General features: G+C 71.4%; 25 protein-coding genes. 19 read left to right on the forward strand and 6 right to left on the reverse strand.

All coding sequences use genetic code 11. The annotated features are described in order from the left end of the window. Positions 1 to 62 precede the first annotated feature (62 nt). From OG490_RS21795 to OG490_RS21805, 3 genes are all read left to right on the forward strand, one after another. Positions 63 to 1835 carry an AMP-dependent synthetase/ligase gene (locus OG490_RS21795; RefSeq protein WP_330297977.1) on the forward strand — a complete coding sequence of 591 codons (1773 nt, stop codon included), beginning with the start codon at positions 63 to 65 and terminating at the stop codon, positions 1833 to 1835. A 647-nt stretch (positions 1836 to 2482) separates the two neighbouring features. Further along, positions 2483 to 2917 (forward strand): ester cyclase, encoded by a 435-nt coding sequence (locus tag OG490_RS21800; protein WP_330297978.1) that lies wholly within the window; start codon positions 2483 to 2485, stop codon positions 2915 to 2917. A gap of 740 nt (positions 2918 to 3657) precedes the next feature. Beyond that, positions 3658 to 4137 carry a hypothetical protein gene (locus tag OG490_RS21805; RefSeq protein WP_330297979.1) on the forward strand — a complete coding sequence of 160 codons (480 nt, stop codon included), beginning with the start codon at positions 3658 to 3660 and terminating at the stop codon, positions 4135 to 4137. Positions 4138 to 4184: 47 nt separating this feature from the next. Here the strand turns inward: OG490_RS21805 and OG490_RS21810 are convergent, their stop codons facing one another. Both OG490_RS21810 and OG490_RS21815 read right to left on the reverse strand, forming a co-directional pair. Continuing rightward, complete coding sequence (locus OG490_RS21810; protein WP_330297980.1) at positions 4185 to 4430, reverse strand: DUF397 domain-containing protein; 246 nt, start codon at positions 4428 to 4430, stop codon at positions 4185 to 4187. After that, the gene (locus tag OG490_RS21815; protein WP_330297981.1) at positions 4427 to 5299 is read right to left on the reverse strand and encodes a helix-turn-helix domain-containing protein; all 873 of its coding nucleotides are present in this window, start codon (positions 5297 to 5299) and stop codon (positions 4427 to 4429) included. The genes OG490_RS21810 and OG490_RS21815 overlap by 4 nt, the downstream gene beginning before the upstream one ends. A gap of 139 nt (positions 5300 to 5438) precedes the next feature. Between OG490_RS21815 and OG490_RS21820 the strand changes: the two genes are divergently transcribed. Then, on the forward strand, positions 5439 to 5846 hold the full coding sequence (locus OG490_RS21820) for an ATP-binding protein (protein ID WP_443065968.1): 408 nt from the start codon (positions 5439 to 5441) through the stop codon (positions 5844 to 5846). 4 nt (positions 5847 to 5850) lie between these two features. Here OG490_RS21820 and OG490_RS21825 read toward each other — a convergent pair whose 3' ends face one another. Further along, positions 5851 to 6528: a TetR/AcrR family transcriptional regulator gene (locus OG490_RS21825; protein WP_330297983.1), complete on the reverse strand. Its 678-nt coding sequence runs from the start codon at positions 6526 to 6528 to the stop codon at positions 5851 to 5853. Between the two features lie 146 nt (positions 6529 to 6674). Here OG490_RS21825 and OG490_RS21830 point away from each other — a divergent pair, with 146 nt between their 5' ends. The 3 genes from OG490_RS21830 to OG490_RS21840 all read left to right on the forward strand — a co-directional run bounded on the left by OG490_RS21830 (position 6675) and on the right by OG490_RS21840 (position 9486). Next, complete coding sequence (locus OG490_RS21830) at positions 6675 to 7472, forward strand: MBL fold metallo-hydrolase (protein ID WP_330297984.1); 798 nt, start codon at positions 6675 to 6677, stop codon at positions 7470 to 7472. Between the two features lie 191 nt (positions 7473 to 7663). Beyond that, the gene (locus OG490_RS21835) at positions 7664 to 8812 is read left to right on the forward strand and encodes a polyprenyl synthetase family protein (protein WP_330297985.1); all 1149 of its coding nucleotides are present in this window, start codon (positions 7664 to 7666) and stop codon (positions 8810 to 8812) included. Then, on the forward strand, positions 8809 to 9486 hold the full coding sequence (locus OG490_RS21840) for a biliverdin-producing heme oxygenase (protein WP_330297986.1): 678 nt from the start codon (positions 8809 to 8811) through the stop codon (positions 9484 to 9486). Before OG490_RS21835 ends, OG490_RS21840 begins: the two co-directional genes overlap by 4 nt. On the opposite strand, the gene OG490_RS21845 is transcribed toward OG490_RS21840, so the two are convergent. Then, positions 9479 to 10288, reverse strand: a complete 810-nt coding sequence (locus OG490_RS21845) for a thioredoxin domain-containing protein (RefSeq protein WP_330297987.1) — start codon at positions 10286 to 10288, stop codon at positions 9479 to 9481. The two genes, OG490_RS21840 and OG490_RS21845, sit on opposite strands and share 8 nt — an antisense overlap. Positions 10289 to 10587: 299 nt before the next feature. Between OG490_RS21845 and OG490_RS21850 the strand changes: the two genes are divergently transcribed. Further along, entirely contained in the window at positions 10588 to 12261 is a 1674-nt protein-coding gene (locus tag OG490_RS21850; protein ID WP_330297988.1) for a lytic transglycosylase domain-containing protein, read from the forward strand. 243 nt (positions 12262 to 12504) lie between these two features. Here OG490_RS21850 and OG490_RS21855 read toward each other — a convergent pair whose 3' ends face one another. Continuing rightward, positions 12505 to 12708, reverse strand: a complete 204-nt coding sequence (locus tag OG490_RS21855; protein WP_112451444.1) for a cold-shock protein — start codon at positions 12706 to 12708, stop codon at positions 12505 to 12507. A gap of 237 nt (positions 12709 to 12945) precedes the next feature. On the opposite strand from OG490_RS21855, the gene OG490_RS21860 reads away from it, so the two are divergent. The 10 genes from OG490_RS21860 to OG490_RS21905 all read left to right on the forward strand — a co-directional run bounded on the left by OG490_RS21860 (position 12946) and on the right by OG490_RS21905 (position 21631). Then, positions 12946 to 13809 carry a menaquinone biosynthetic enzyme MqnA/MqnD family protein gene (locus tag OG490_RS21860; protein ID WP_330297989.1) on the forward strand — a complete coding sequence of 288 codons (864 nt, stop codon included), beginning with the start codon at positions 12946 to 12948 and terminating at the stop codon, positions 13807 to 13809. A gap of 212 nt (positions 13810 to 14021) precedes the next feature. Then, positions 14022 to 14726, forward strand: coding sequence for a response regulator transcription factor (locus OG490_RS21865; RefSeq protein ID WP_330297990.1), 705 nt, complete (start codon positions 14022 to 14024; stop codon positions 14724 to 14726). Beyond that, a complete protein-coding gene (locus tag OG490_RS21870) occupies positions 14723 to 16162 on the forward strand; it encodes a sensor histidine kinase (protein ID WP_330297991.1) in 1440 nt (479 codons plus the stop codon). Before OG490_RS21865 ends, OG490_RS21870 begins: the two co-directional genes overlap by 4 nt. A gap of 112 nt (positions 16163 to 16274) precedes the next feature. Beyond that, a complete protein-coding gene (locus tag OG490_RS21875) occupies positions 16275 to 16700 on the forward strand; it encodes a hypothetical protein (RefSeq protein WP_330297992.1) in 426 nt (141 codons plus the stop codon). Beyond that, positions 16697 to 16921 carry a hypothetical protein gene (locus tag OG490_RS21880; protein ID WP_330297993.1) on the forward strand — a complete coding sequence of 75 codons (225 nt, stop codon included), beginning with the start codon at positions 16697 to 16699 and terminating at the stop codon, positions 16919 to 16921. The genes OG490_RS21875 and OG490_RS21880 overlap by 4 nt, the downstream gene beginning before the upstream one ends. A 134-nt stretch (positions 16922 to 17055) precedes the next feature. Further along, on the forward strand, positions 17056 to 17889 hold the full coding sequence (locus tag OG490_RS21885) for a prepilin peptidase (protein WP_330297994.1): 834 nt from the start codon (positions 17056 to 17058) through the stop codon (positions 17887 to 17889). Between the two features lie 123 nt (positions 17890 to 18012). Beyond that, a complete protein-coding gene (mqnC, locus tag OG490_RS21890) occupies positions 18013 to 19212 on the forward strand; it encodes a cyclic dehypoxanthinyl futalosine synthase (RefSeq protein WP_330297995.1) in 1200 nt (399 codons plus the stop codon). A gap of 7 nt (positions 19213 to 19219) precedes the next feature. Further along, positions 19220 to 19864, forward strand: coding sequence for an imidazolonepropionase-like domain-containing protein (locus OG490_RS21895; protein WP_330297996.1), 645 nt, complete (start codon positions 19220 to 19222; stop codon positions 19862 to 19864). Between the two features lie 156 nt (positions 19865 to 20020). Beyond that, positions 20021 to 20713 (forward strand): demethylmenaquinone methyltransferase, encoded by a 693-nt coding sequence (locus OG490_RS21900; RefSeq protein WP_330297997.1) that lies wholly within the window; start codon positions 20021 to 20023, stop codon positions 20711 to 20713. 6 nt (positions 20714 to 20719) lie between these two features. Continuing rightward, a complete protein-coding gene (locus tag OG490_RS21905) occupies positions 20720 to 21631 on the forward strand; it encodes a glutaminase (protein ID WP_330297998.1) in 912 nt (303 codons plus the stop codon). A 60-nt stretch (positions 21632 to 21691) separates the two neighbouring features. Here the strand turns inward: OG490_RS21905 and OG490_RS21910 are convergent, their stop codons facing one another. Then, a complete protein-coding gene (locus OG490_RS21910) occupies positions 21692 to 22255 on the reverse strand; it encodes a GNAT family N-acetyltransferase (protein ID WP_443065853.1) in 564 nt (187 codons plus the stop codon). A 59-nt stretch (positions 22256 to 22314) separates the two neighbouring features. On the opposite strand from OG490_RS21910, the gene OG490_RS21915 reads away from it, so the two are divergent. Further along, positions 22315 to 23598, forward strand: a complete 1284-nt coding sequence (locus OG490_RS21915) for a geranylgeranyl reductase family protein (protein ID WP_330298000.1) — start codon at positions 22315 to 22317, stop codon at positions 23596 to 23598. The last annotated feature ends 34 nt before the right edge of the window (positions 23599 to 23632 follow it).

Consider the following 23632-nt stretch of genomic DNA (forward strand, 5'->3'; position numbering starts at 1 on the left):
TGCCGATCCGGGCCTCCCGGTGCCTAGCGTCATCGGTACGACCCGAGGGGGAGGCGAGCCCGATGAACGCGATGGACCGGACAGGCCCGGTGGACGAAGCCGTGCGGCCGCGGACGCTGGCGGTGTTCACCGAGTGGACGGGCGAGCGGTACGCGGCCGAGACCGCCCTGCGCCACAAGGGTGCGGCGGACGCGGCGGACGGCTGGTCCACCGTCTCCTACGGGGAACTGCGCGCCCGCGTACGGCAGTCCGGGCGCGCCCTGCTCGGCCTGGGGGTGGCCGCGGGGGAGCGGGTCGCGGTGCTCGCGGAGACCCGCCCGGAGTGGACGTACACCCACTTCGGGGTCCTGGCGGCGGGGGCCGTCCTGGTGCCGGTGTACCCGACGGCGGGGGAGGAGGAGCTCGCCTGGGTGCTGTCGGACTCCGAGGCGGTGGTGGCCGTCTGCGACGACGCGGCCCAGGCCGCCCGGGTGGAGGCGCTGCGCGCGGGGCTGCCGAAGCTGCGCGCGGTGGTGGCCATGGACGGGCTGCGCTCCCTCCCCGGAGCCGCGCCGGAGGCCGAACTCCTCGCCCGCGCCGCCTCGGTGGACCCCGGCTCCGACGCCTCGATCGTCTACACCTCGGGCACCACCGGCCTGCCGAAGGGCTGCCGCCTCACGCACGGGAACCTGGGCGCGATCCAGGACGCCACGCTCCCGCTGGTCAAGGGGGGTCCTGGGGACTCCACGTACCTCTACCTCCCCCTCGCGCACCTGCTCGCCCAGCTGATCCAGTTCACCACCCTCCTGGAGGGCGGCGAGCTCTGTTACTTCGGCGGCCGGATCGAAGACGTCATAGGCGAGCTCGCAGAGGCCCGCCCCACCCACCTCCCGTCCGTCCCCCGCCTGTTCGAGAAGCTCCACTCGGTGGTCCTCTCCCTGGCGGAGGCCCAGGACGGCGGCGCGGACCGCTTCGGCGAGGCGGTCCGGCTGGGCGTACTGGCGGCGGAGGGCCGCCTGCCGGAGGAATCCCGAGACGCCTACGAGGCGGCCGAGAAGTCCCTGTACTCCCTGGTCAGGGGCGCCTTCGGCGGCCGCCTGAAGTGGGCGCTGACGGGCGGCGCCCCGATCGCCCCGGCCACTCTCGCCTTCCTACGGGCCTGCGGGATCGCGGTGTTCGAGGGCTACGGGATGACCGAGTCGGGCGGGGTCATCAGCCTCAACCACCCGGCCGGCATCCGCTACGGCTCGGTGGGCCGGCCGATCGCCGGATGCGAGGTCCGCATCGCGCAGGACGGCGAGGTCCTGGCGCGGGGCCCGATGATCTTCCCGGGCTACCACGCGAACGAGAAGGCCACGGCGGAGGCGCTGGACGGTGACGGCTGGCTCCACACGGGGGACCTGGGTGAACTCGACGCCGACGGCTACCTCTCCATCACGGGCCGCAAGAAGGAACTGATCATCACCTCGGCGGGCAAGAACATCACCCCCACCGAGCTGGAGTTCGCCATCCAGCGCTCCCGCTACGTCTCCCGCGCGGTCATGATCGGCGACCGCCGCCCCCACCCGGTGGCCCTGATCACCCTGGACGCGGAAGAGATCGCCGCCTGGGCGGCGCGCGAGTCGGTGGACCTGTCGGAGACCTCCCCGGCCGCCCACCCGGCGGTACGGGCCCTCATCGAGGAAGCGGTCGAGTCGGCCAACACCACGGTCTCCCGCCCGGCCCGCATCCGCGCCTTCCACATCCTGTCCGAGGAGTTCACGGTGGACGCGGGCACCCTGACCCCAACGCTGAAGCTCAGGCGGCGCGCGGTGGCGGAGCGGTACGCGGGGGAGATCGAGGGGCTGTACGGGTAGGGGTGGGGTTCGGGGGCTGCGGGTGGCCTGGGCTGCGGGCTGTTCGGTGGCTTTGAGGGTCCCTGGGGGCGTCCCTCCAGTCCAGTGTCCTTCCGGGCCGGGCCGGTCCCTCAAGGGCGCTCCCTTCGGTCGCGTCGCTACGCGATGGCCTGCGGCCACCCTTGACCGACCGACCCGTCCCGGAATGCCACAAGACTTCCGGGATCCCCCCGGGGGATGGCCGGGGGGATGAGTGGGGAGGGACGGCCGTGGTCGCAGCCCCCGGGGCGGGTCCCGCCGGTCAGCCGACGCCCGGACGGCCGGAAGAGGCCCGCTGATCGGGGCTGGGGGCGCCGGGAAGTTCGGGACATCCACCCGACACCGATCGAGGACCCTTCCCGAGCCCGTCGCCCGCCAACCCGCACGACAGGACGACCACCAGCCCCCCAGGGACCGGGGGCGCATCAGATCGCTACACAGTTGCGCTCGGCTTAGCGGCTGACCACCGTCCGGGGCTGGAGGTGGGCCGCCCACGCGCCGGGGGCGATCGACGTCGTTTGGCGACGACGAGGTGGGCCTGTGGGGGGTTTGGCGGGCAACGGGGGTGCTTGGGGGGCCGGTTGATCGTCGTCGTATGCTCGCGCCGATCACCGAATTCAGGGGGAGACATGGACACACTCGTGAGTGCCAACAAGCGGGCGGTGGAGGGCTTCTTCGAAGCCGTCAGTGAGCGCCGGATCGATGACTTGCCGAAGTTCATGGCTGACGACGTCATCGACCACAACAAGATCATTCACGGTGAGGCCGACGAACCGGGTGCGGCCTTCGACGGGCTGTGTCAGCAGCTGGCCGCCTTCAACCCGCTGATCGTGCAGGTCGACGAACTCGTAGGCGAGGGCGATCGCATCGTCGCTCGTGTCACCCAGCGAGGCACCCACGGTGGTACTCACCCCCGCATGCCCGAGCCGACCGGCCGGGACTTCGAGGTCGAGGCGATCTGGATCTTCACCCTGAACCAGGGGAAGATTTCAGAGATCCGCGCGGTCAGTGACCGTCTCGGATTCTTCCTCCAGCTGGGCTGGGACTGGCCCCAGACCGACTGACTTCCTGTCATTTGTCGCCCAAAGCCGGTCAAGTCACCGCCATACGAAGCACCCCGCCCCCACGGACGGTCTCGTCGTCGCCGAACGACGTCCATCGCCCCTCGGGTGCGCGTGTGGCCTATGTCCAGCCCCAGACGGTCTTCAGTCGCTAAGCCGAGTGGCAGTGTGTAGCGATCTGTTGCGCCCCCCGACCCTGCGGGGCTGGTGATCGCCTTTTGGTGCGGGTTGGCGGGCGACGGGCTCGGGAAGGGTCCTCGATCGGTGTCGGGTGGATGTCCCGAACTTCCCGGCGCCCCCAGCCCCGATCAGCGGGCCTCTTCCGGCCGTCCGGGCGTCGGCTGACCGGCGGGACCCGCCCCGGGGGCTGCGACCACGGCCGTCCCTCCCCACTCATCCCCCCGGCCATCCCCCGGGGGGATCCCGGAAGTCTTGTGGCATTCCGGGACGGGTCGGTCGGTCAAGGGTGGCCGCAGGCCATCGCGTAGCGACGCGACCGAAGGGAGCGCCCTTGAGGGACCGGCCCGGCCCGGAAGGACACTGGACTGGAGGGACGCCCCCAGGGACCCTCAAAGCCACCGAACAGCCCGCAGCCCAGGCCTCCCCGCAGCACTCGCTCACTGTCGGCGGGTGCCCTTTAGTGCAGAAGATCGAGGCATCCCTTCACTGCTGTGCGACGCCCTGTCAGCATGGCGCGATCCAAGGGGGGATCTCGAATGAACCGATCGATACGTGGCGCCTTGATGGGTGCCCTGCTTGCCGTGGTGACGCTGTCCGGGTGTGGGGGCGGAGGCGGGTCGGACACCAGAACGCCCGACAAGCCGGCCGCGAAGAAGGCGGCGGACGCGTGCAAGGTGGCCACCACGGAGGAGGTGGCGGCGGCGCTCGGCAGCCCGGCAGGGGAGAGCGCACCGAACGGCATGGGCGACGTCATCCGGCAGTGCGACACCTGGAACGTCGAACGTGACCGCTACGTCGTCGTGCAGTTCACGAGCCTGCCGGTGGACACGACGGACCGTCCGCAGGCCCAGAAGGTGGCCGGGGTCGGTGACGCGGCGTACTTCGAGGCGGGCAAGGAGGACGGCACCCTGTACGTGCGCAAGGGCTCCGTCGAGTTCGCCGTCGCCATCATCGGCGTCGAGATGACGACCTTCACCCAGACGCCGGACCAGATGCGCGACTCCCTGATACCGCTGGCCCGCGCCATCGCGAGCCGCGTATGAGAACGGGGCCGCAGCCGTCAGGCTGCGGCCCCGCAGGCGTCGGCGGCTCAGGCTCGCGCGACCCCGCCGAGGAACGCGGCCCAGGCGGTGGGGGCCACGGCCAGCTGGGGGCCGGTCGGGACCTTGGAGTCCCGGATGTGGATGGCGGTGGCGCAGCCGGCGACCTCTACGCAGTTGCCGCCTTCGGCGCTGCTGTAGCTCGACTTGCGCCATTCGAAGGCGACTTCGAGGCACTGGCCGCCTTCGCCGCCGCTGTAGCTGCTCTTGAACCAGGCCAGGTCCGTGGTGTTCATCGCTCTTCTCCCAGCATCTTCTCGATCAGGGTCAGGGACTCGTCCGGCGTGAGCGCCTGTGCCCGGATGATCCCATAGCGTTCGGCGTAGATCCGGACCCGTTCGGGATCGGTGATCAGGTTGGGATGGTTGTAGGTCTCGGTGTAGGCGATCTGTTGGCGCCCCTTGGGATGGAGAAGGCTGAACGAGCCTTCCATCGCGGCGTGTTCGCCTCGGCTGAACGGCATCACCTGGAGCTCCACCGTACGCAGCCGACCGATCTCCAGGAACCGGCGGAGCTGGCCTCTGTGAACGGCAGGGCCACCCACGGGGCGCATCAACAGGCTCTCGTCGAGGACGAAACTGAAGGTGGGGGACGGCCACCGTTCGAAGATCCGCTGCCGGTCGAGTCGGTCGGCGACTCGCTTCTCGATCGCCGCCTCGTCGAACAGCGGGCGACGTTTCTCGAAGATGGCCCGCGCATGCGCCTCCGTCTGCAGGAGCCCCATCACGCCCTGGTAGCTGTAGTCGTGGATGGCGTTGGAGGCGGCCTCCGCCTTCGCGTAGTCCCGGAACCAATCCGGATGCCGAGTCCGCGCCCGCTTAAGCGCCTCCTTCACATCCGGGATGGCCGCACAAAGAACGCCTCCGGCGTTCAGCGCCCGGTCGACGTTCTCCAGGAAGTCCGGCTGTGGAGTCCGTACGCCCCGCTCGATGGAGGACACCAGGTCCTCTCCCACGTGCACGAGCGACGCGAGCTCCTTCTGCTGCAAGCCCGCCCGTTCCCGCAGCACCTTGATGATTTTGCCGAGCGCCTTGAAGAGGTACGCGGTGCCGTCGACCTCCACAGGTCGCTCCGGCTCCTCCTCGCGCTCCGACAGGTCGTTCATACGCTGAACCGCCCTCACCCGTACAGGCCGTACACGCAATCGCCGCCGGTCCTACGGGGGTTCCCCGTAGCGCCGCCGTTCCTGGAAAGCGTACGGCGGACCGGCCACGCTCGGTGAGGTGACGACCGAATTGAGTGACATGGCACCGGTGGAGTTCCGGCAGCTCCTTTCCGCCACCCCGCGCGGGGCCCGGCTCGCCCGGCGGCTCGCCGGGGCGCAGCTCGCCGCCTGGGGGATTCCGTACGGCTGCGCGCTGGCCGAGGACGTGGAGCTGGTGGTCGGGGAGCTGGCCGCGAACGCCGTGCTGCACGGGCGGGTGGCCGGGCGGGACTTCGAGGTCCGGCTCGGCTACGACGGCCTGCGGGTCCGGGTGGAGGTGAGTGACGCCCGGGGGGACCGGGAGCCGCCGGGGGTGGTGGCCGCAGTGGATCCCTGGTCGGCGGAGTGCGGGCGCGGGCTGGTGCTCGTAGAGGCCGTGGCGCGGGAGTGGGGCGTCCGGCCGCGCGGGGTGGGCGGGCCGGGGAAGACGGTGTGGGCCTGCCTCTGATTCCCTACGGGGTCTTCGGCCGCAGTGCGCGGGCCAGTTCGTCCACGGCGTCCGCGTCCGCCGGGGCCGTCCCGGTGAGGGTGCCGACCAGGGCCTGGGCCAGGACGGTGGCGGTGGTGATGCGGGAGTCCTCGTGTTCGTCGCCGGTGGCCTTGCCGATCACGGCGTCGCGGACCGACTGGGAGATGTCGAGGCTGCCGAAGGGGTCGGGGAAGGACAGGGCCATCACGCAGACGCCCACGTTGGCGGAGAGGATCGACTGGCCGGCCAGCTCGGGGGTCGTGCGCAGTCGCCCGGCGTCGCGGCAGCGCTCCACGGCCGACAGGAGCAGGGCCTGCGCTTCCTTGATCCCCTGCGGTTTGACCTCTCCGGTGGGCGTGAACATCAGCCGGTAGAGGTGGGGGTTGCGGAGCGCGAAGGCGACGTGGCTGTCCCAGGCCGTGCGCAGGTCCGCGACCGGGTCCTCGGTGAGGGGGTTGCGCCTCTTGTTGGCGAGGAAGCGTTCGAAGCCGAGGTCCGCGACCGCCGTGAGCAGGCCCTCTTTGTCGCCGAACTGGCGGTAGATCTCGGGCATGCCGACCTTGGCGCGTTCGCAGATGACCCGGGTCGAGATCGCCAGCGCGTCCTTGGTCGCGAGCAGTTCCGCGGTGGCTTCCAGGATGCGCTCTCGTGCCGTCGACATGGGCTCATGCTAGCAGCGCTAACAGTTCGGGCCTGGGCGGAGACCTCTGTACACATGGGTTTGTTATCGATGATTACGTGATGTGTTAGCGTTGAAAACGTCCCGACCGATCATGCGTTCTCGTAGCGAGAGAGCTGGTATTTCCCATGAGCCCGAGCCGTTCCGCGTTCACCGTCACCCACATCGGCGGGCCGACCGCGATCCTGGAGATCGCCGGCCTGCGCATCCTGATCGACCCGGCCTTCGACCAGCCGAAGAAGTACCCGAGCGGGCTGGAGAAGACCCTGGCTCCCGCCTTCGGGACCGAGGGGATCGGCGCGATCGACCTCGTACTGCTCTCCCACGACCAGCACGACGACAACCTCGACGACTCCGGCCGCGAGCTGCTGGGCGAGGTGCCCCTCGTGCTCTCCACCCCCGGAGCGCGCCGACGCCTCGGTGCGCACGTCACGGGTCTGGAGAGCTGGGCCTCCCGGGAGGTGAAGGCCCCCGGCGGCAGCGCCGTGAAGATCACTGCCGTGCCCGCCCTGCACGGGCCCGACGGAGTGGACCGAGGGGAGGACGGGGAGGTCACCGGCTTCGTGATCAGCGGTACGGGCGTCCCCACGACCTACGTCTCCGGTGACAACGCCTCGGTCAGGGTCGCCAAGGAGGTCGGCGACCGGATCAAGGCGGAGATCGGCCCGATCGACACGGCCGTCCTCTTCGCCGGCGCCGCCCGCACCCCCGCGATCCTCGACAACGCCCCCCTGACCCTCACCTCCGAGGACGCGGCCCTGGTCGCCAAGGACCTCGACCCCCGCAAGGTGGTACCGCTGCACACCGACAGCTGGAACATCTACTCCGAGGACGTCGAGTCGCTGGTGAAGGCCTTCGAGGCGCAGGGCGTCGCGGGCAGGCTCGTCGACCTCAAGCCGGCGGGGGAGGTGAAGGACCTGGGGTAGGAGGCGGCAGGTTTCGCTGCATGTGTCCGAAAGCGTGCCGTTACTGCCCGGCATCCGGACACGGGCTTGTGGCACCGGACGTTTACCATCACGCTGCCCTCTTCATGGCTGTTGAGGCGTTTGTTCGAAGCGTTGGTGCTCGAAGCGTGTGGTGTTCGAGGCACGTGGTGTTCGGAGGCGGGGTGACCGGGATGGCGGCTGTGTCAGAGGTCGAGGCGGTGGTGCGGGGGGATGCCGCGTTGCTCGAAGACGATCTGGCCGAGTTCCTCGGTTCGCTGGCCGGCCCGCGCGGGGAGGCGCCGGCGGTGTCGTCGGCGCCGTCGGTGTACGAAGGTGCGCTGTGGCGCTCCCTGTACGGGCCGGTCTCCGATGCCGTCGGCTCCAAGGTGGGGCAGGAGGCCCTGCCGCCCGCCGCCGGAGCGCCGGGCGGCGGCGGGGCGCCGCTGCGGCCGTCGATGGTCTATTGGGCCTACCGCAATTACCGGGGGTTCCCGGACGAGTCGGACGGCTCGGACGGCGAGGCCGCCCCGGCCGAACTGGCGGCGATCCGCCGGACGGCCGTGGCGGTGCGGATCCTGCTGAAGGCCGCCGTCGTGCTCGACGACATCCAGGACGGCAGCGCCGTCCGCTACGGCGAGCCCGCGCTGCACGCCACCCACGGCGTACCGCTCGCGCTCAACGCCGGCTCCTGGCTGATCACGGCCGCGCTCGCGCACGCGGCCGATCCCGCCGTCGTACGGAGCCTGCTGCGGGCGGTCCACCAGGGCCTGGCCGGGCAGGCCGTGGACATATCGGCCCGCTCCGCGCAGACCCGTGCCGAGCTGACGGCCGCGTCCCGCGAGGAGCGGGTGGAATTCTGGGAGTCGACGGCCGCGCTCAAGACGGGGACGCTGTTCTGGATGCCGCTGGACGCGGCGGTGGCGGCGCTGGACGTCGTGGAGGACGAGCGGCGCACGCTGGACGAGGCCATGCGCAAACTCGGTCTGGCGAGCCAGCTGTTCAACGACCTGACCGACTTCGTGCCGGAGTTCGGCCGGGGCAAGACGCACGAGGACTTCGACGGACTCGGCAACCGGGTCTCCCTGGAGCTCGTCGACTCCGAGCGGATCGGGCTGGACGGTGCCCGGCTGAAGCCGTTCGTCCTCGGTCACCCGAAGCTGGAGGAGACCCTCCTCGGGCTCGCCGCCGAAGCGGTCGAGCTGAAGCGGGCGGCGAAGGAGGCCGTGCACGGGGTCTGCCGTTCCGAGCGCAGCGCCGCGTACTTCGACGTGACGATCGAACGCAAGGGCCACGTCATCGACCGGCTGCTCCAGGCGATCCAGAAGCGCAGCGGCGCATGAGCGCCACGGTGATGGAGCGCCTGCGGGCCGGTACGCGCGGAGCCCACGACGGGTTGGAGGGCGCCCGGTTCTCGACCGCGATGACCGACGGGACGCTCCCGCTCGACCGGTACGTCGGCCAGCTCGCCGCCTACCGCGTGGTGCTGGAGGCGCTCGAAGGGGAACTGTCGCGCGCCACCGACCCGTCCGTCGGCTGGGTGTGGTCCGAGGAGCTGCGCAAACTTCCCCTCGTCGACCGCGACCTGAACCACTTCGGCGGCGGCGAAGGCGAAGACCACGGCGGCGGCAGGGCCCTGGCGGCCGAGGCGGGGAAGGCGTTCGCCCGAGCCGTCCGCGACGCGGCGGTCGCGGATCCCCGGGCGCTCCTCGGGTTCCTGTACGTCATGGAGGGCTCCACGCTCGGCGGCATGCTCCTGAGCCCGTACGTGACCAAGGCCTACCGGCTGGACGACGGGGACGGGACGGCCTACTACGGCTGCGGCGACCGCGGGCGCTGGGCGCGTTTCACCGCCCGCATGAACGCCGCACTCACCGCCCCCGAGGCACAGGAGCCCGTCATCGCCGCCGCCCGGGAGGCCTACCGCCACACCGCGGAGATCACCCGGGCCCTGTCCGCGGGGCTGCCTTCGGAGATGCCTTCGGGGCCGCCTTCGGGTATGCCCGCGGCTACTTGAGGTTTTCGGAGATCAGCTTCTTGAAGGCGTCCGGGGTGATCGAGTCGATTCCCTGGCCGGAGTTGACCGTGAGCTTCTTGCCGTTGACGGACACGTCCGGGGTGCCCTGCATGTTCTGGTCGTAGAAGGCCTGGCCGACCTTTTCGGCCCACGGCATGTAGGTGAGTTCCTTGACGGCCTGGTTGAACGCGGGCGTGCGCAGCCCCGGGACCTGGTCGGCGAGTTCCAGCAGGGTGGCCGTGGAGCCGAACTTGTCGTCGGTCTCCTTCTCCGGGTGGTTCTTGTAGAGCACTTGGAGGTACTCCATGAACTTCTCCGGGCTCTCGTTCACCGCCGCGCCCAGGGCGTTGACCGCGCGCTTGGAGCCCTTGCCGCCGCCCAGCGCCTTGTCCAGGAACGTGGCGAAGTGGTACTCGACGCGGTAGGTGCCCGCGTCCGCCTGCTCCTTGATGGTCTTGCCGAGGCCGATCTCGACGCCCGCGCAGTAGGGGCAGCGGGGGTCGAGCCAGACCGACAGGACGTTCTTCGCGTCGGCCTTGCCGTACGGGACGACGATGCCGTCCTTGCCGGTGGTGTTGGCCGGCTGGACGAATGGCTTGCCCGCGGCCTCGTCGCCGGAGCCGGAGGAACCTGAGGAGTTCGCGGCGTAGACGCCGATGCCGACCGCGAGGGCCAGTACGGCTACCAGCGAGCCGCCGATGAGGATGCGCCCGCGCAGCTTCGTACGCCGGGCCTGTGCCTCGCGCTCCTCGCGCATCCGCTCGCGGGCCTCGCGCCGCTGGTCCTTCTTGCTGGTTGCCATCATCCAAGAATAAAGACCGTAGAGCGGTCAAGTATGGGCCATTAGGGCGAATGGGGCAGGGACTTAAGGCCTTTGTCCATTACCGGACAAGAGACCGGTGAAGACGAGACGAATGGTGTGCCACATCTCCCGGGGAGACGGCGAGTCGGGCCTCTGGACCTGATAGACAGTTAACATCCACGGCCCGACCCGTCGTACGTGCAGTCGTAGGCGCAGTTGGGCGAGCAACGGGATGACCAGCTCGACGCGTATACGTTTTACGGCGGCCCGCCCGGTCGCCCTGGGGGGATTGCCGCACTGTGAAGCCACTTCACCGTCACCTCGTCAACACCTCGCGCAAAGTCATGTGCACGGCCGCCCTCGCGGCCAGCCTGACCACCGCCGCGGTCGTGACCAACACGCCGATCGCGGGCGCGGGGGAAGCCGAACCGACCCCCGACAGTCCCCAGGCCACCGATCGCGGTGACGCCCGGCTGGAGCTGCCGGACCTGGTCGCCGACCCGCCGCTGCCCCCTGGCGCGGCCAGCCCCGGGGCGGGGGCGAGCGGGATACCCGCGACCGCCCTCGACGCGTACAAGCGGGCCCAGACCTCGGTGGCCGCCGCGCTCCCCGGCTGCAAGCTGCCCTGGGAACTGCTGGCCGGCATAGGCAGGGTCGAGTCCGTGCACGCCTCCGGGTACGGGCTCAAGATGGACGGGTACACCGAGAAGCCGATCCGCGGACCGCGCCTGGACGGCAACGGGTTCGCCGAGATCAAGGACACCGACAAGGGCGAGTGGGACGCGGACGCGGTGTACGACCGCGCCGTCGGCCCGCTGCAGTTCATCCCCTCCACCTGGGCCACGTGGGGCGCCGACGGCAACGGCGACGGCAAGCGCGACCCGAACAACATCTACGACGCGGCGCTCGGCGCGGGCCTCTACCTGTGCGCGGGAGGCAGGAACCTCACCGACCCGGCGCAGCTCGACAAGGCCGTCCTCAGCTACAACAACTCGCGCGACTACGTGAACACCGTGCTCGGGTACATGCGGCAGTACCAGGCCGGGGACGGCGCGGCCGGGGTTCCGAACCCGCCGGCCGGCAACTACCCGACCCCGAACCCGCCGGTGCCGCCGACGCCCCCGACGCCGCCCGCGCCCAGGCCGACGCCCACCCCGACGCCGACCCCGACTCCCAAGCCGACGCCCACCCCGACGCCGACCCCCACCCCGACGCCCACCCCGACCCCGACCCCGCACCTGGACAAGCTGGTGGCGGTCGGCTCCACCGAGCTCACGGCCGAGGCCGGGACCGTGTTCGGGCAGGCCCCGCAGGTCAAGGCGGTGCTCAGCGACGGCAAGGCGGCGGCCGGCCAGACCGTCGTGCTGTCGGTCGAGGAGGACACCACCGGCGGGACGGTCTTCGCGGCCGACGGCAAGAACTTCGCGGTGCTCCACACCGACGCGAACGGCCTGGTGACGGTCCCGAGGCTGAAGGCGGGGGAGAAGGCGGGGGCGTTCGTCCTGCGCGCCACCGGCTACGACGCCTCGCGCGAGGTCACCGTGAAGTTCACGGGCAAGGTCACCCCGGCCCAGGCGGACCTGCTGGTCCGCAGCGGGGCAGATGCGGACAAGCCGGTCGTCGCGGTGACCGGGACCGCGATCAAGGGCATCGAGTTCCTGGCGACGGCGAAGGACAAGCCGGTCGCAGGGGCGAAGGCCACGGCCGGGTTCGGCACGGTGGACAAGGACGGGAAGTGGGTCCCGGCGGACCCGGCGACGGCGGGTGCGACCCCGTACTTCACGGACAAGGAAGGCAAGAAGCTCACGGAGCTGGAGCTGCCGGCGACGGCCGCGGACGGCAAGATCGCCCTTCCGGAGGTCTCCACGACGGGCGTGACCCCGGGCAAGTACACCCTGCGCGTCCGCGTCTCGGACAAGGTGTTCGTACTCCTGGAGATCACGATCACCCCGGCGGCCGCCCCGCAGGCGTAACCCGGGCCCCGGACTCGGGCCAGGCCCGAGGGGCGGAGCCCCCGGGCCCCCGGCCCCGTACCGCCTACGGCAAAGCGCCCCCCGGCACCGTCCAAACGGTGCCGGGGGGCGCTGCCGTAGGCCCCGTCCAACGACCCGGCCAGGGCAAGGGCAAAGGCAGGAGCCCCGTCGACTCTGCTCGCGCAGAGAAGACAGGGCTCCTTGGGTACTGCATATCCAACCGCGATTGGTTGGCCCAGGCGACTAGGCCGGGGTGACGTTCTCCGCCTGCGGGCCCTTCGGACCCTGGGTGACGTCGAAGTTCACCAGCTGGTTCTCCTCAAGGGAGCGGAAGCCGGCGGCGTTGATCGCGGAGTAGTGGACGAAGACATCCGGGCCGCCGCCGTCCTGGGCGATGAAGCCGAAGCCCTTTTCAGCGTTGAACCACTTGACGGTTCCGGTAGCCATGAGCCCTCCTATGGGCCAAAGGGTCGCCCTGCTCCAGAACCTGCTAAGAAGTCTGAAAACTACAAAAGCCTGCGGGTCACATTCTCCGCAGGCCTCGTACTGCAAGGGAAACCAAACTGCAACTTGCGTCGAGCCTAGCACGCACCTCCCGGCCGAGACCAGAGGGAAAGATCACGTCACTCGGACGTTTGAGACCCGCCAGACGGCTGACGGTGACGCGGGGGCTAGTCTCGCGATGTGGACGTCTATCGCAGCCGGCCCCGTGTCGGCCACATTCAGTTCCTGAACTGCCTGCCCCTCTACTGGGGGCTGGCCAGAACCGGCACGCTGCTGGACCTGGAGCTGACCAAGGACACCCCTGAGAAGCTCAGCGCGAGCCTCGTCGAGGGCGGCCTCGACATCGGCCCGATCACCCTCGTGGAGTTCCTCCGCAACGCGGACCAGCTCGTCGCCTTCCCCGACCTCGCGGTCGGCTGCGACGGGCCCGTCATGTCCTGCGTGATCGTCTCGCAGGTCCCCCTGGACCAGCTGGACGGCGCCCGCGTCGCCCTCGGCTCCACCTCGCGCACGTCCGTACGCCTGGCCCAGCTGCTGCTCGCCGAGCAGTACGGGGTGCGTCCCGACTACTACACCTGCCCCCCCGACCTGGGGGTGATGATGCAGGAGGCCGACGCGGCGGTGCTGATCGGCGACGCCGCGCTGCGCGCCTCGCTGCACGACGCGCCCCGGCTCGGGCTCGCCGTGCACGACCTCGGGCAGATGTGGAAGGAGTGGACCGGACTGCCGTTCGTCTTCGCCGTCTGGGCCGCTCGAAAGGACTACCTGGAGCGCGAGCCCCACGTCGTCCGCAAGGTCCACGAGGCCTTCCTCGCCTCCCGCGACGTCTCCCTGGAGGAGGTCGCCAAGGTGGCCGAGCAGGCCGCCCGCTGGGAGGCCTTCGACGCGGAACTGCTGGAGCGGTACTTCACCACCCTCGACTTCCGCTTCGGCTCCGAGCAACTGGCCGGTGTACGTGAATTCGCGCGGCGGACGGGACTGACGACGGGGTATGCGCCGGACGTGGCGGTCGAGCTTCTGGCGACGGCTGCCGCGGGGTATTAGCGCGGCTTATGGGCTTCGCCTTTCCGGATACCGGAAAGGCGAATACTCCGTTTACCGGTAATCCGTTCCCATTTCACCTTCCGGGAGTCCGGGGGTGGAAAGGCGGAGCCCCGCCGCTCCCCGCAGCCGGTCGCGCGGACCCTGCCTTCCGGATCCTCCGGGCGCCGTGAGAGGGTCGCTGCCCGACGGGCACGGGAAGGCGGGAGAGCGGGATGACCACCGGACGGGTACTGGTCGCCGACGACGACGCCGCGATCCGCCGCTCGCTGGAGCGCGGGCTGCGGCTGAGCGGCTTCACCGTGCTGCTCGCCGAGGACGGGCCCCGCGCGCTGGAGCGGCTCGCCGGGTCGGGGGCGGACATGGTGGTGCTGGACGTGTCCATGCCCGGTCTGAGCGGGATCGAGGTCTGCCGCGCTCTGCGCACCCGGGGCGACGAGACGCCCGTACTGATGCTCTCGGCGCTGGACGAGGTCGCCGACCGGGTCGCCGGACTGCAGGCCGGTGCGGACGACTACCTGGTCAAACCGTTCGCGCTGGAGGAACTGGTGCTGCGGATCCAGGCCCTGTTGCGCCGCCGCCCCGCCGCGCCGCCCGCCCACGACCGGCTGCGGGCCGGGCCCCTGGTGATCGACGAGGCCACCCGCCAGGTGCTCCACGACGGCGTGGAGCTCCGCCTGACCAGGCGGGAGTTCGATCTGCTCGCGCAGCTGGCACGGAACGCCGGGATCGTGCTCAGCCGCGATCACCTGCTGGACCGCGTCTGGGGCTACGACTTCGACGTGCGTTCCGACGTCGTCGACACCTTCGTCAGCTACCTGCGGCGCAAGCTGGAGGACGGCGGCCGGCCCCGGATGATCCACACGGTCCGCGGCGTGGGCTTCGTCCTGCGCCTCCCCGAAGGGCCGGGCACCCCGTGAAGCTCTCCACCCGGATCGCGCTCTCGGTCACCGTCGTCGTGCCGCTGCTGGTGGTCACGGCCGGACTGCTGCTGCTCGGGCTCGTCAACCGCGACCTGCGCCACCAGCAGGACATCCGGCTGCAGGAGCGGGCGAAGGCCGTCACCCCGGACGTCCGGACGCTGCTGAACGCCGAGCGCAGCGGCCGGCCGAAGGTCGAGCAGAACCAGCACCGCAAGGTGCTCGGCGACGCGCTGGACGTCGGCGTCCGGGTGGTGGCGGCGGACGGCACGCTGGTCCTGACCGGCGGCCCGCAGCCCGCCGAACCCCCGGCCACCGCCCCGGGCGGGCCCGTGACCGTACGGGCCAAGGGCCACACCTGGCGGGTCCTGACCGTGCGGGTGGAGGGCGCCTCGCCGGGCACGCTCTGGCTTTCCTCCCCGACCTCGGCGTCCGACCCGCAGCTCAGCGCCGTACGCCGCCGGATGCTGCTGGTGGCCCTGCTCGCCGCCCCGGTCTCCGGACTGCTCGCCTACGCCCTGGCCGACCGGGCGACGGCCTCGCTGCGCAGGCTCAGCCGCCGGGCCGCCCGGCTGGACCCGGGCGAGGGGGCGGCGGGCTTCACGGCCGAACGCTCACGCATCACCGAGGTCGACGAACTCGCCTCCTCGATCGGGCAGTTGCTGGCACGGTACGACGAGCAGGCGGGCCGCACGGCGCAGGCCCTGGACACCGCCCGCTCCTTCTCCTCCGCGGCCTCGCACGAACTGCGCACCCCGCTGATGAGCATGCGGACCGACCTGGACGTCCTGTCCGCCCACCCCGACCTGCCCGCCGCCGAACGCGCCGAGGTGGTGCGGGACCTGCAGGCCGACCACGCCCGGCTGCTGGAGCTGCTGACCGCGCTCCGGACGCTCGCCCAGGGCGACTTGGTGGAGGTCTCCGCATTCGGCCCGCTCGACCTGGCGGAACTGGTCGACTCGGCGGTCGTGGAGACCGGACGCCGACACCCCGAGGTGGAGGTGAGCACCGCGCTCCCCGCCGAGTTGAAGGTCTTCGGTTGGGACGCGGGTCTGCGGATCCTGCTCGCCAACCTGCTGGGCAACGCGGTGGCCCACGGCCACGCACCGGGCGAGCCCGCCCGGATCGCCGTCCGGTTGCGTGCGGAGGGCGGCTGGGCGGTCCTCGACGTGGAGGACGCCGGGCCGGGCATCCCGGCCGCCGACCGGGCGGCGGTCTTCCGCCGCTTCCACCGCGGCCCCGACAGCCCGGGTTCGGGGCTGGGCCTGACGCTGGTCGCCCAGCAGGCGGCGCTGCACCGCGGCGAGGTCACCACCGCGACACCGGTCGGCGGCGGTACGGGCAGCAGGTTCGAGGTGCGGCTGCCGCTGCTCGTCGAGGACACGAAGACCCTGCGGCTGCCGGTCCGGCGGGACTGGATCTCCCGGAACGGCTGACCGCCGGAGCCGGTCCGCGGTTTCACAAAGAAGCCACAAAGACGCCCGCTACGTTCCTGCCCGGTCGGACCACTCACGGGTCCGGCCCTCGTGGCATCGAAGGAGACAGCACATGCGCGCGAACCGTACGACCGTCGCCGCCATCGGCACGCTCGCCCTGGCCGGCGCCCTGCTCGCCGCCACCCCCGCGCTGGCGGTGACCGGCAAGGACACCAAGCCCGCCAAGTCCGCCAAGCCCGCCGCCCCGAAGGGCGACGGCGCCAAGTCGATCTGCAAGCGCCTGCCGGAGACCGAGAAGAAGGTCGCCGCCTCGATCACCCGGCTGGGCGGCGACGCCACCGTGCCCGGCTCGATCGCCCGGCTGGAACAGCGGGTGGCCAACGCCAAGGCGGACGGTCACACGGAGATCTACACCTACCTCAACGACCGGCTCACCTTCCGCAAGAGCCTGCTGCCCACGCTCCAGACCCGGCAGACCGACCTGAAGTCCGTCAGCACCTGGTGCGCGGCCCAGGGCGCCCCGGCGGCGAAGAAGTGATCCGCCGCCGCACCGCCACCGGCCTCGCCGTCGTGGTGGCGACGGCCGCGCTGCTCCTCACCGGCTGCGGCACGGACGGCGCCGCCGCACCCGACCGGGCGGGCCAGACGGCCCAAACGGGCGGCGGGGACGACGCCCAGGCGCAGGAGATGAAGGAGAAGCTCGACAAGGCCGACCAGGACGCCGCCCAGGCGGACGCGGACGCCACGCAGAACAACTGATCCCCCGGGTTCCGGAGGGATCGTGTTCCGGACGGTGCCTTGGCCGGGGGAGCCGGTCCGGGTGATGCTGGCCCCCGAGGCGTACCTGCCGTGGCCGCAGGAACGCGGGTCTGCGGGGAGGGGGGCGGGCTGACATGGGCATCGCCGTGTTCGTGGCCGGGGTCCTGCTCTGGGGCGCGGCGGCCGGGCTGCTCGTGCCCCGGGCCGCCTACCGGCTCTCCGTCGAGGCCGGTGCCCCGTGGCGCTCGGCCTGTCCCTGGGGCCACGCCCTGACGGGGCCGGCCCGCGGCTGGCTGGGCCGTCCCCGCTGCCCCGGCTGCGCGGCCGCTGCCTTCCCGGCCGGGCGGGAGCCCGACCCGGGGGCCACCTTCCGTCCAGGCCGGGGTCCCCGTACCGGGCGCGACGGCGCCTTCGCGGCCGCCAGCCGGCCCGTGCTCGCCACCACGCTCGTCTGTCTCGCCCTCGGGGCCGGGGTCGGGGCGCGGCCCGAGCTGGTGGCCTGGCTGCTGCTCGCACCGCTGACGGTGCTGCTCTGCCTCGTCGACCGGGCCGTGCACCGCCTCCCCGACGTGCTGACCTTCCCGCTCGCCGTCCTGACGGCCGCCGCCCTCGGGGTGGCCGCGCTGTTCCCCGGGGCCGGCGGCTCCTGGCCGCGGGCGCTGCTCGGCGGGCTGGTCCTCGGCGGCTGCTACTTCCTCCTCTTCCTCATCAACCCCCGGGGCATGGGCTTCGGCGACGTGAAACTCGCCCTCGCCGTCGGCCAGATCCTCGGCTGGTACGGCTGGCCCGTGCTCTTCGCCGGCACCTTCGCCGCCTTCCTCGCCGGGGCCGTCCACGGCCTCACCCTGATCGCCCTGCGCCGCGCGGACCGCACCAGCCCGATCCCCTTCGGTCCCTTCATGGCGGGCGGGGCCCTGGCCGGGGTGATGTACGCGGGCCTCGGCCTCGGCGCCGGGCTGGGTCTGTGAAGGGCCGGGTCCCTGGAGGACGGGGCCGGGTCTCTGAAGGGAGGGTGCGGCCGCTGGCGTAGGCTGGATCGGTCCGGACCTTAGACCCGCCCCTGAGCCCGCCAGCCGAAAGGTGACGCCCCGGTGACCGACCAGGCCGATCTCCAGTCTGTCCTCGACCGTGCCGCCGCAGGGGGCCGGATCACGAAGGAAGAGGCGCTCGACCTCTACCGCCACGCCCCGCTGCACGCGCTCGGCAAGGCCGCCGACGCCGCGCGCCGCCTGCGCTACGCGGGTACCGAGCACATCGCGACGTACATCATCGAGCGGAACATCAACTACACCAACGTGTGTGTGACGGCGTGCAAGTTCTGCGCCTTCTACGCGGCCCCCAAGGACACCGAAAAGGGCTGGTCCCGCGACCTCGAGGACATCCTGCGCCGCTGCGCGGAGACCGTCGAGCTGGGCGGCACGCAGATCATGTTCCAGGGCGGCCACCACCCGGACTACGGCGTCGAGTACTACGAGCACCACTTCTCCGCCATCAAGAAGGCCTACCCGCAGCTGGTCATCCACTCCCTCGGCGCGTCCGAGGTCGACCACATGGCCCGCATCTCCGGCGTCAGCGCCGAAGAGGCCATCAAGCGCATCCACGCGGCCGGTCTCGACTCCTTCGCGGGCGCCGGCGCCGAACTGCTGCCGGAGCGGCCGCGCAAGGCGATCGCCCCGCTCAAGGAGTCCGGCGAGCGCTGGCTGGAGATCATGGAGATCGCCCACAAGCTGGGCGTGGAGTCCACCTCCACCATGCTGATGGGCACCGGCGAGACCAACGCCGAGCGCATCGAGCACATCGCGATGATCCGGGACACGCAGGACCGTACGGGCGGCTTCCGCGCCTTCATCCCGTACACCTACCAGCCCGAGAACAACAAGCTCAAGGGCCGCACCCAGGCGACCGTGTTCGAGTACCTGCGCATGATCGCCGTCGCGCGGCTCTTCCTCGACAACATCGCCCACATCCAGGGCTCCTGGCTCACCGTCGGCAAGGAGGCGGGCCAGCTCTCCCTGCACTACGGCGCCGACGACCTCGGCTCGATCATGCTGGAGGAGAACGTCGTCTCCTCGGCCGGTGCCAAGCACCGCTCCAACCGCATGGAGATCATCGACCTGATCCGCAAGGCGGGCCGCGTCCCGGCGCAGCGCGCGACGACGTACGAGCACCTCCTGGTGCACGAGGACCCGGCGAACGACCCGGTCGACGACCGCGTCGTCTCGCACATCTCCTCCACCGCCATCGAGGGCGGCACGGCCCACCCCGAGCTGAAGCTCATCTCCACGAACTGACGCGCCCGTGCTCACGATCCACACCGCCGAACTCCTCGTCACCGGGCAGGGCACCACCGCCCTGCGCGGCGGCGCGGTCCTGGTCGAAGGGGACCGGCTCGCCGCCGTGGGCCCGTACGAGGAGCTCGCCGCGGCCCACCCGCACGCGCGGGCCCGCAGCTGGCCGGGGGTACTGACCCCCGGACTGCTGGCGCGCGGCGGCGACGAGCTGCTGGAGCGGACGTACTACCCGGACGACCCGTACGAGACCACCGAGCTCGGAACCGAACCGATCAGCGGCGCCGAGGCGCTGGACGGCCTGAAGATGACCGAACCCCGCTGGGGCAACAGCGCCCGGCGCGGCACCCAGAAGCTCCTCGCGCGCGGGGTGGTGGCCGTGACCGGCCGCTTCACGATCCCCTCCGTGCGCACGGCGGTGGTCCGCTCCGGACTCGCCGTCCTCCCGCCCACCCCCTACGAGGGCCCGGCCTCCCTGAATCCGCTCGCCGGACGGGACAGGGCCGAAGAGGCCTTCCACGGGGTCCTGGAGCCGGGAGCCCCGGCCCGGTTCGCGGTCTTCGCCGTGGCCGGCCCGGCGGAACTGCTGGAGCAGGGCCCGACCACCTGCGTGGCCACGGTCATCGGCGGCCGGCTGCTGCACCGCCGCCGCTGAGGGCGCTGCCGACGCCGGGGGCTGCCGACGCCGAGGGCGCTGTGCCGCCGAGCGCGGGCCGGGGGCGGCCTGCGAGAATGACCGGGTATCCGTGTATCCGCGTATCGCGTATCCGCCGAGGGCACCCGCCCGCGCAGACCCGAGGGGCCAACGCCAGTGACCACCGCTTCCCTGGACAAGCAGCCGCACGAAGTCGCCTCCATGTTCGACGGCGTGGCGGCGAACTACGACCTCACCAACGACGTCCTCTCCCTCGGGCAGGCCCGCCTGTGGCGCAAGGAAGTCGCCAAGGCGGTCGGTGCGCGCCCCGGGCACAAGGTCCTCGACCTGGCCGCCGGCACGGCCACCTCCTCGCTGCCCTTCGCCGCGACCGGCGCGTACGTGGTCCCCTGCGACTTCTCCCTGGGCATGCTCCGCGAGGGCAAGAAGCGCAACCCCTGGCTCCCGCTGACGGCGGGCGACGCGACGAAGCTCCCGTTCCAGGACGGGGTCTTCGACACCGTCACCATCTCCTTCGGGCTGCGCAACGTCCAGGACACCGACGCCGCCCTGCGCGAGCTGTACCGGGTCACGAAGCCCGGCGGCCAGGTCGTCATCTGCGAGTTCTCGCAGCCCACCTGGGCGCCCTTCCGGACCGTGTACACCGAGTACCTGATGCGCGCGATGCCGCCGGTGGCCCGGGCGGTCTCCTCCAACCCCGACGCGTACGTGTACCTCGCCGACTCCATCCGCACCTGGCCCGACCAGCCGGAGCTGGCCGGGCTGCTGCAGAAGGCCGGCTGGTCCAAGGTGGCCTGGCGCAACCTGAGCGGCGGCATCGTGGCCCTGCACCGCGGCTTCAAGGGGTAGTTCCCGGTGGACTACCAGGCGTTGCTGGAACAGGTCGCGACCGATATCGCCCCGCTGGTCGGCAGCGGCACCACCGCCGAGTACATCCCGGCGCTGGCGTCCGTGGACCCCCGGCAGTTCGGCATGGCCATCGCCGACCTCGACGGCAACGTCTTCGGAGTGGGGGACTGGCAGACCCCGTTCTCCACCCAGTCCATCACCAAGGTCTTCGCGCTGGCCCTCGCGCTCGCCGAGGGCGGCGACAGCCTGTGGGAGCGGGTGGGCCGGGAACCCTCCGGCAACCCCTTCAACTCGCTGGTGCAGCTGGAGTACGAGAACGGCATCCCGCGCAACCCGTTCATCAACGCGGGAGCCCTGGTCGTCACCGACCGGCTCCAAACCCTGACGGGCGACGCGAGCAGCGAACTGCTGCGGTTCCTCCGGGAGGAGAGCCAGAACCCGGACGTCGCCTTCGACGCGGACGTCGCAGCCTCCGAACACGAGCACGGTGACCGCAACGCGGCCCTGGCCCACTTCATGGCCTCGTACGGGAACGTCGACAACCCGGTGCCGACGCTGCTCGACCACTACTTCTGGCAGTGCTCGATCGAGATGAGCTGCGCCGACCTCGCCCGCGCGGGCCGTTTCCTGGCCCGCCACGGGCTGCGCGCCGACGGCTCCCGGCTGTTGACGCGCAGCGAGGCGAAGCAGATCAACGCGGTGATGCTGACGTGCGGAACCTACGACGCGGCGGGCGAGTTCGCCTACCGCGTCGGCCTGCCGGGCAAGAGCGGCGTGGGCGGCGGCATCGTGGCGGTGGTCCCCGGAGCATGCACGCTGGCCGCGTGGAGCCCGGGCCTCGACCCCCAGGGCAACTCGGTCGCAGCCGTAGCCGCGCTGGACCGCTTCACGACCCTGACGGGCCTGTCGGTCTTCTGACCCGCCGTTGCCGGGGGCCAGCCCCCGGACCCCCGCGCCTCAAACGCCGGCGGGGCTGGATTACTGCAGCGCCAGCTCGTAGCGGCGGCCGTACCGGATCCCGTTGGGCAGCAGGAACCGCTCCGCCAGGGTCATGCCCAGCCGCTCCGCGACGGCGATCGACCGGACGTTGGCGTCGTCGATCATCGCCACCACGTCCGGGACCCCCGCCTCCCGCACTCGCTCCACAGTGGCCAGTGCAGCCGCGTACGCGTACCCCTTCCCCCAGGCGGAACGCCCCAGCCGCCACCCGATCTCGATCTCCCCGACCGGCCCCCACGCCTTTTCCGCCGGCCACGGCTGGGCCCCGGTGAAGCCGAGGACCTCCCCGTCCCCGTCCGTCAGGGTCCACAGGCAGAAGCCGAGCCGTGCGTCGTGCAGCCGCTGCCGGGCGGTGAACTCCTCGTAGAAGGACGGCTCGGCGGGACCGCCGAGGAATTCCATGACGTCGGGGTCGTTGAAGACCCGGTGCCAGGCGTGCGCGTCCTCGTCCGTCGGTACACGGAGCTGGACGGCGGGGAGCGGCCGGGTCGGCGAGGTGGTCACAGTGGGCAGCCCTTCGGATCGCGATCTCTCTCGCTGCATAGACTGCACATGTCTTGTGCCGTTGGGCACCCCTTATCGAGCCTTCGGGAGACCCCGCTGTGACCGAGCCCCTCTCCGAGCACTCCGCGGACGTGATCGTCGTCGGGGCCGGGCCCGCCGGCTCGACCACCGCGTACTACCTGGCCAAGGCCGGACTCGACGTCCTGCTCCTGGAGAAGACGGCGTTCCCGCGCGAGAAGGTCTGCGGCGACGGGCTGACCCCGCGCGCCACGAAGCAGCTGGTCTCCATGGGGATCGACATCTCCGAAGAGGCCGGCTGGCTCCGCAACAAGGGCCTGCGGATCATCGGCGGCGGCCAGCGCCTCCAGCTGGACTGGCCCGAACTGGCCTCGTTCCCCGACTACGGACTCGTCCGCAAGCGCGACGACTTCGACGAGACCCTGGCCCGCCAGGCGCAGAAGGCCGGCGCCCGCCTCTACGAGCGCTGCAACGTCGGCGAGCCCGTCCGCGACCCCCGCACCGGCCACATCACCGGCGTGCAGGCGAAGCTGGGCGAGGAGAAGACCCCGGTCACCTTCAGTGCCCCGCTCGTCGTCGCGGCCGACGGCAACTCCTCGCGGCTCTCCCTCGCGATGGGGCTGCACCGCCGCGAGGACCGCCCGATGGGCGTGGCCGTCCGCACGTACTTCACCTCGCCCCGCCACGACGACGACTACCTGGAGTCCTGGCTGGAGCTGTGGGACCGGCGCGGCGCCGAGGACCGGCTGCTCCCCGGCTACGGCTGGATCTTCGGCATGGGCGACGGCACCTCCAACGTGGGCCTGGGCATCCTCAACTCCTCCTCCGCCTTCAAGGAGCTGGACTGGCGCGAGGTCCTCAAGGCCTGGTGCGCGTCGATGCCGGAGGACTGGGGCTACACCCCGGAGAACATGACGCAGCCCATCCGCGGCGCGGCGCTGCCGATGGCCTTCAACCGCCAGCCGCACTACACCAAGGGCCTCCTCCTCGTCGGCGATGCGGGCGGCCTCGTCAACCCGTTCAACGGCGAGGGCATCGCCTATGCGATGGAGTCGGGCCAGATCGCCGCCGACGTCATCGTCCAGGCGCACTCCCGCGCCACCCCCGCCCTGCGCGAACTGACCCTGCACAGCTACCCGAAGGTCCTCAAGGAGACCTACGGCGGCTACTACACGCTGGGCCGCGCGTTCGTGAAGCTCATCGGCAACCCGAAGATCATGAAGATCGCCGCCCAGCGAGGCCTGAGCCACCCGGTGCTGATGAAGTTCACCCTGAAGATGCTGGCCAACCTGACCGACCCGACGGGCGGCGACTCGATGGACCGCATCATCAACGGCCTCTCGAAGGTGGCCCCGAAGGCCTGACGCGGCGCGCAGCCGCTGCGGCGGACGGTGTGCG

The sequence above is a fragment of the Streptomyces sp. NBC_00503 genome (assembly GCF_036346895.1).
Classification (GTDB): Bacteria; Actinomycetota; Actinomycetes; order Streptomycetales; family Streptomycetaceae; genus Streptomyces.

Bases quoted from the DNA above. Each gene is read 5' to 3' on its own strand.
- OG490_RS21815 (WP_330297981.1), bottom strand. From the start codon at position 5,299: ATGAACGACCTGTCGGAGCGCGAGGAGGAGCCGGAGCGACCTGTGGAG.
- OG490_RS21835 (WP_330297985.1), top strand. From the start codon at position 7,664: ATGGCGGCTGTGTCAGAGGTCGAGGCGGTGGTGCGGGGGGATGCCGCG.
- OG490_RS21795 (WP_330297977.1), top strand. From the start codon at position 63: ATGAACGCGATGGACCGGACAGGCCCGGTGGACGAAGCCGTGCGGCCG.
- OG490_RS21840 (WP_330297986.1), top strand. From the start codon at position 8,809: ATGAGCGCCACGGTGATGGAGCGCCTGCGGGCCGGTACGCGCGGAGCC.
- OG490_RS21820 (WP_443065968.1), top strand. From the start codon at position 5,439: ATGGCACCGGTGGAGTTCCGGCAGCTCCTTTCCGCCACCCCGCGCGGG.
- OG490_RS21875 (WP_330297992.1), top strand. From the start codon at position 16,275: ATGCGCGCGAACCGTACGACCGTCGCCGCCATCGGCACGCTCGCCCTG.
- OG490_RS21805 (WP_330297979.1), top strand. From the start codon at position 3,658: ATGGGTGCCCTGCTTGCCGTGGTGACGCTGTCCGGGTGTGGGGGCGGA.
- OG490_RS21825 (WP_330297983.1), bottom strand. From the start codon at position 6,528: ATGTCGACGGCACGAGAGCGCATCCTGGAAGCCACCGCGGAACTGCTC.
- OG490_RS21830 (WP_330297984.1), top strand. From the start codon at position 6,675: ATGAGCCCGAGCCGTTCCGCGTTCACCGTCACCCACATCGGCGGGCCG.
- OG490_RS21845 (WP_330297987.1), bottom strand. From the start codon at position 10,288: ATGGCAACCAGCAAGAAGGACCAGCGGCGCGAGGCCCGCGAGCGGATG.
- OG490_RS21910 (WP_443065853.1), bottom strand. From the start codon at position 22,255: ATGCAGCGAGAGAGATCGCGATCCGAAGGGCTGCCCACTGTGACCACC.
- OG490_RS21810 (WP_330297980.1), bottom strand. From the start codon at position 4,430: ATGAACACCACGGACCTGGCCTGGTTCAAGAGCAGCTACAGCGGCGGC.
- OG490_RS21885 (WP_330297994.1), top strand. From the start codon at position 17,056: ATGGGCATCGCCGTGTTCGTGGCCGGGGTCCTGCTCTGGGGCGCGGCG.
- OG490_RS21855 (WP_112451444.1), bottom strand. From the start codon at position 12,708: ATGGCTACCGGAACCGTCAAGTGGTTCAACGCTGAAAAGGGCTTCGGC.
- OG490_RS21800 (WP_330297978.1), top strand. From the start codon at position 2,483: ATGGACACACTCGTGAGTGCCAACAAGCGGGCGGTGGAGGGCTTCTTC.
- OG490_RS21865 (WP_330297990.1), top strand. From the start codon at position 14,022: ATGACCACCGGACGGGTACTGGTCGCCGACGACGACGCCGCGATCCGC.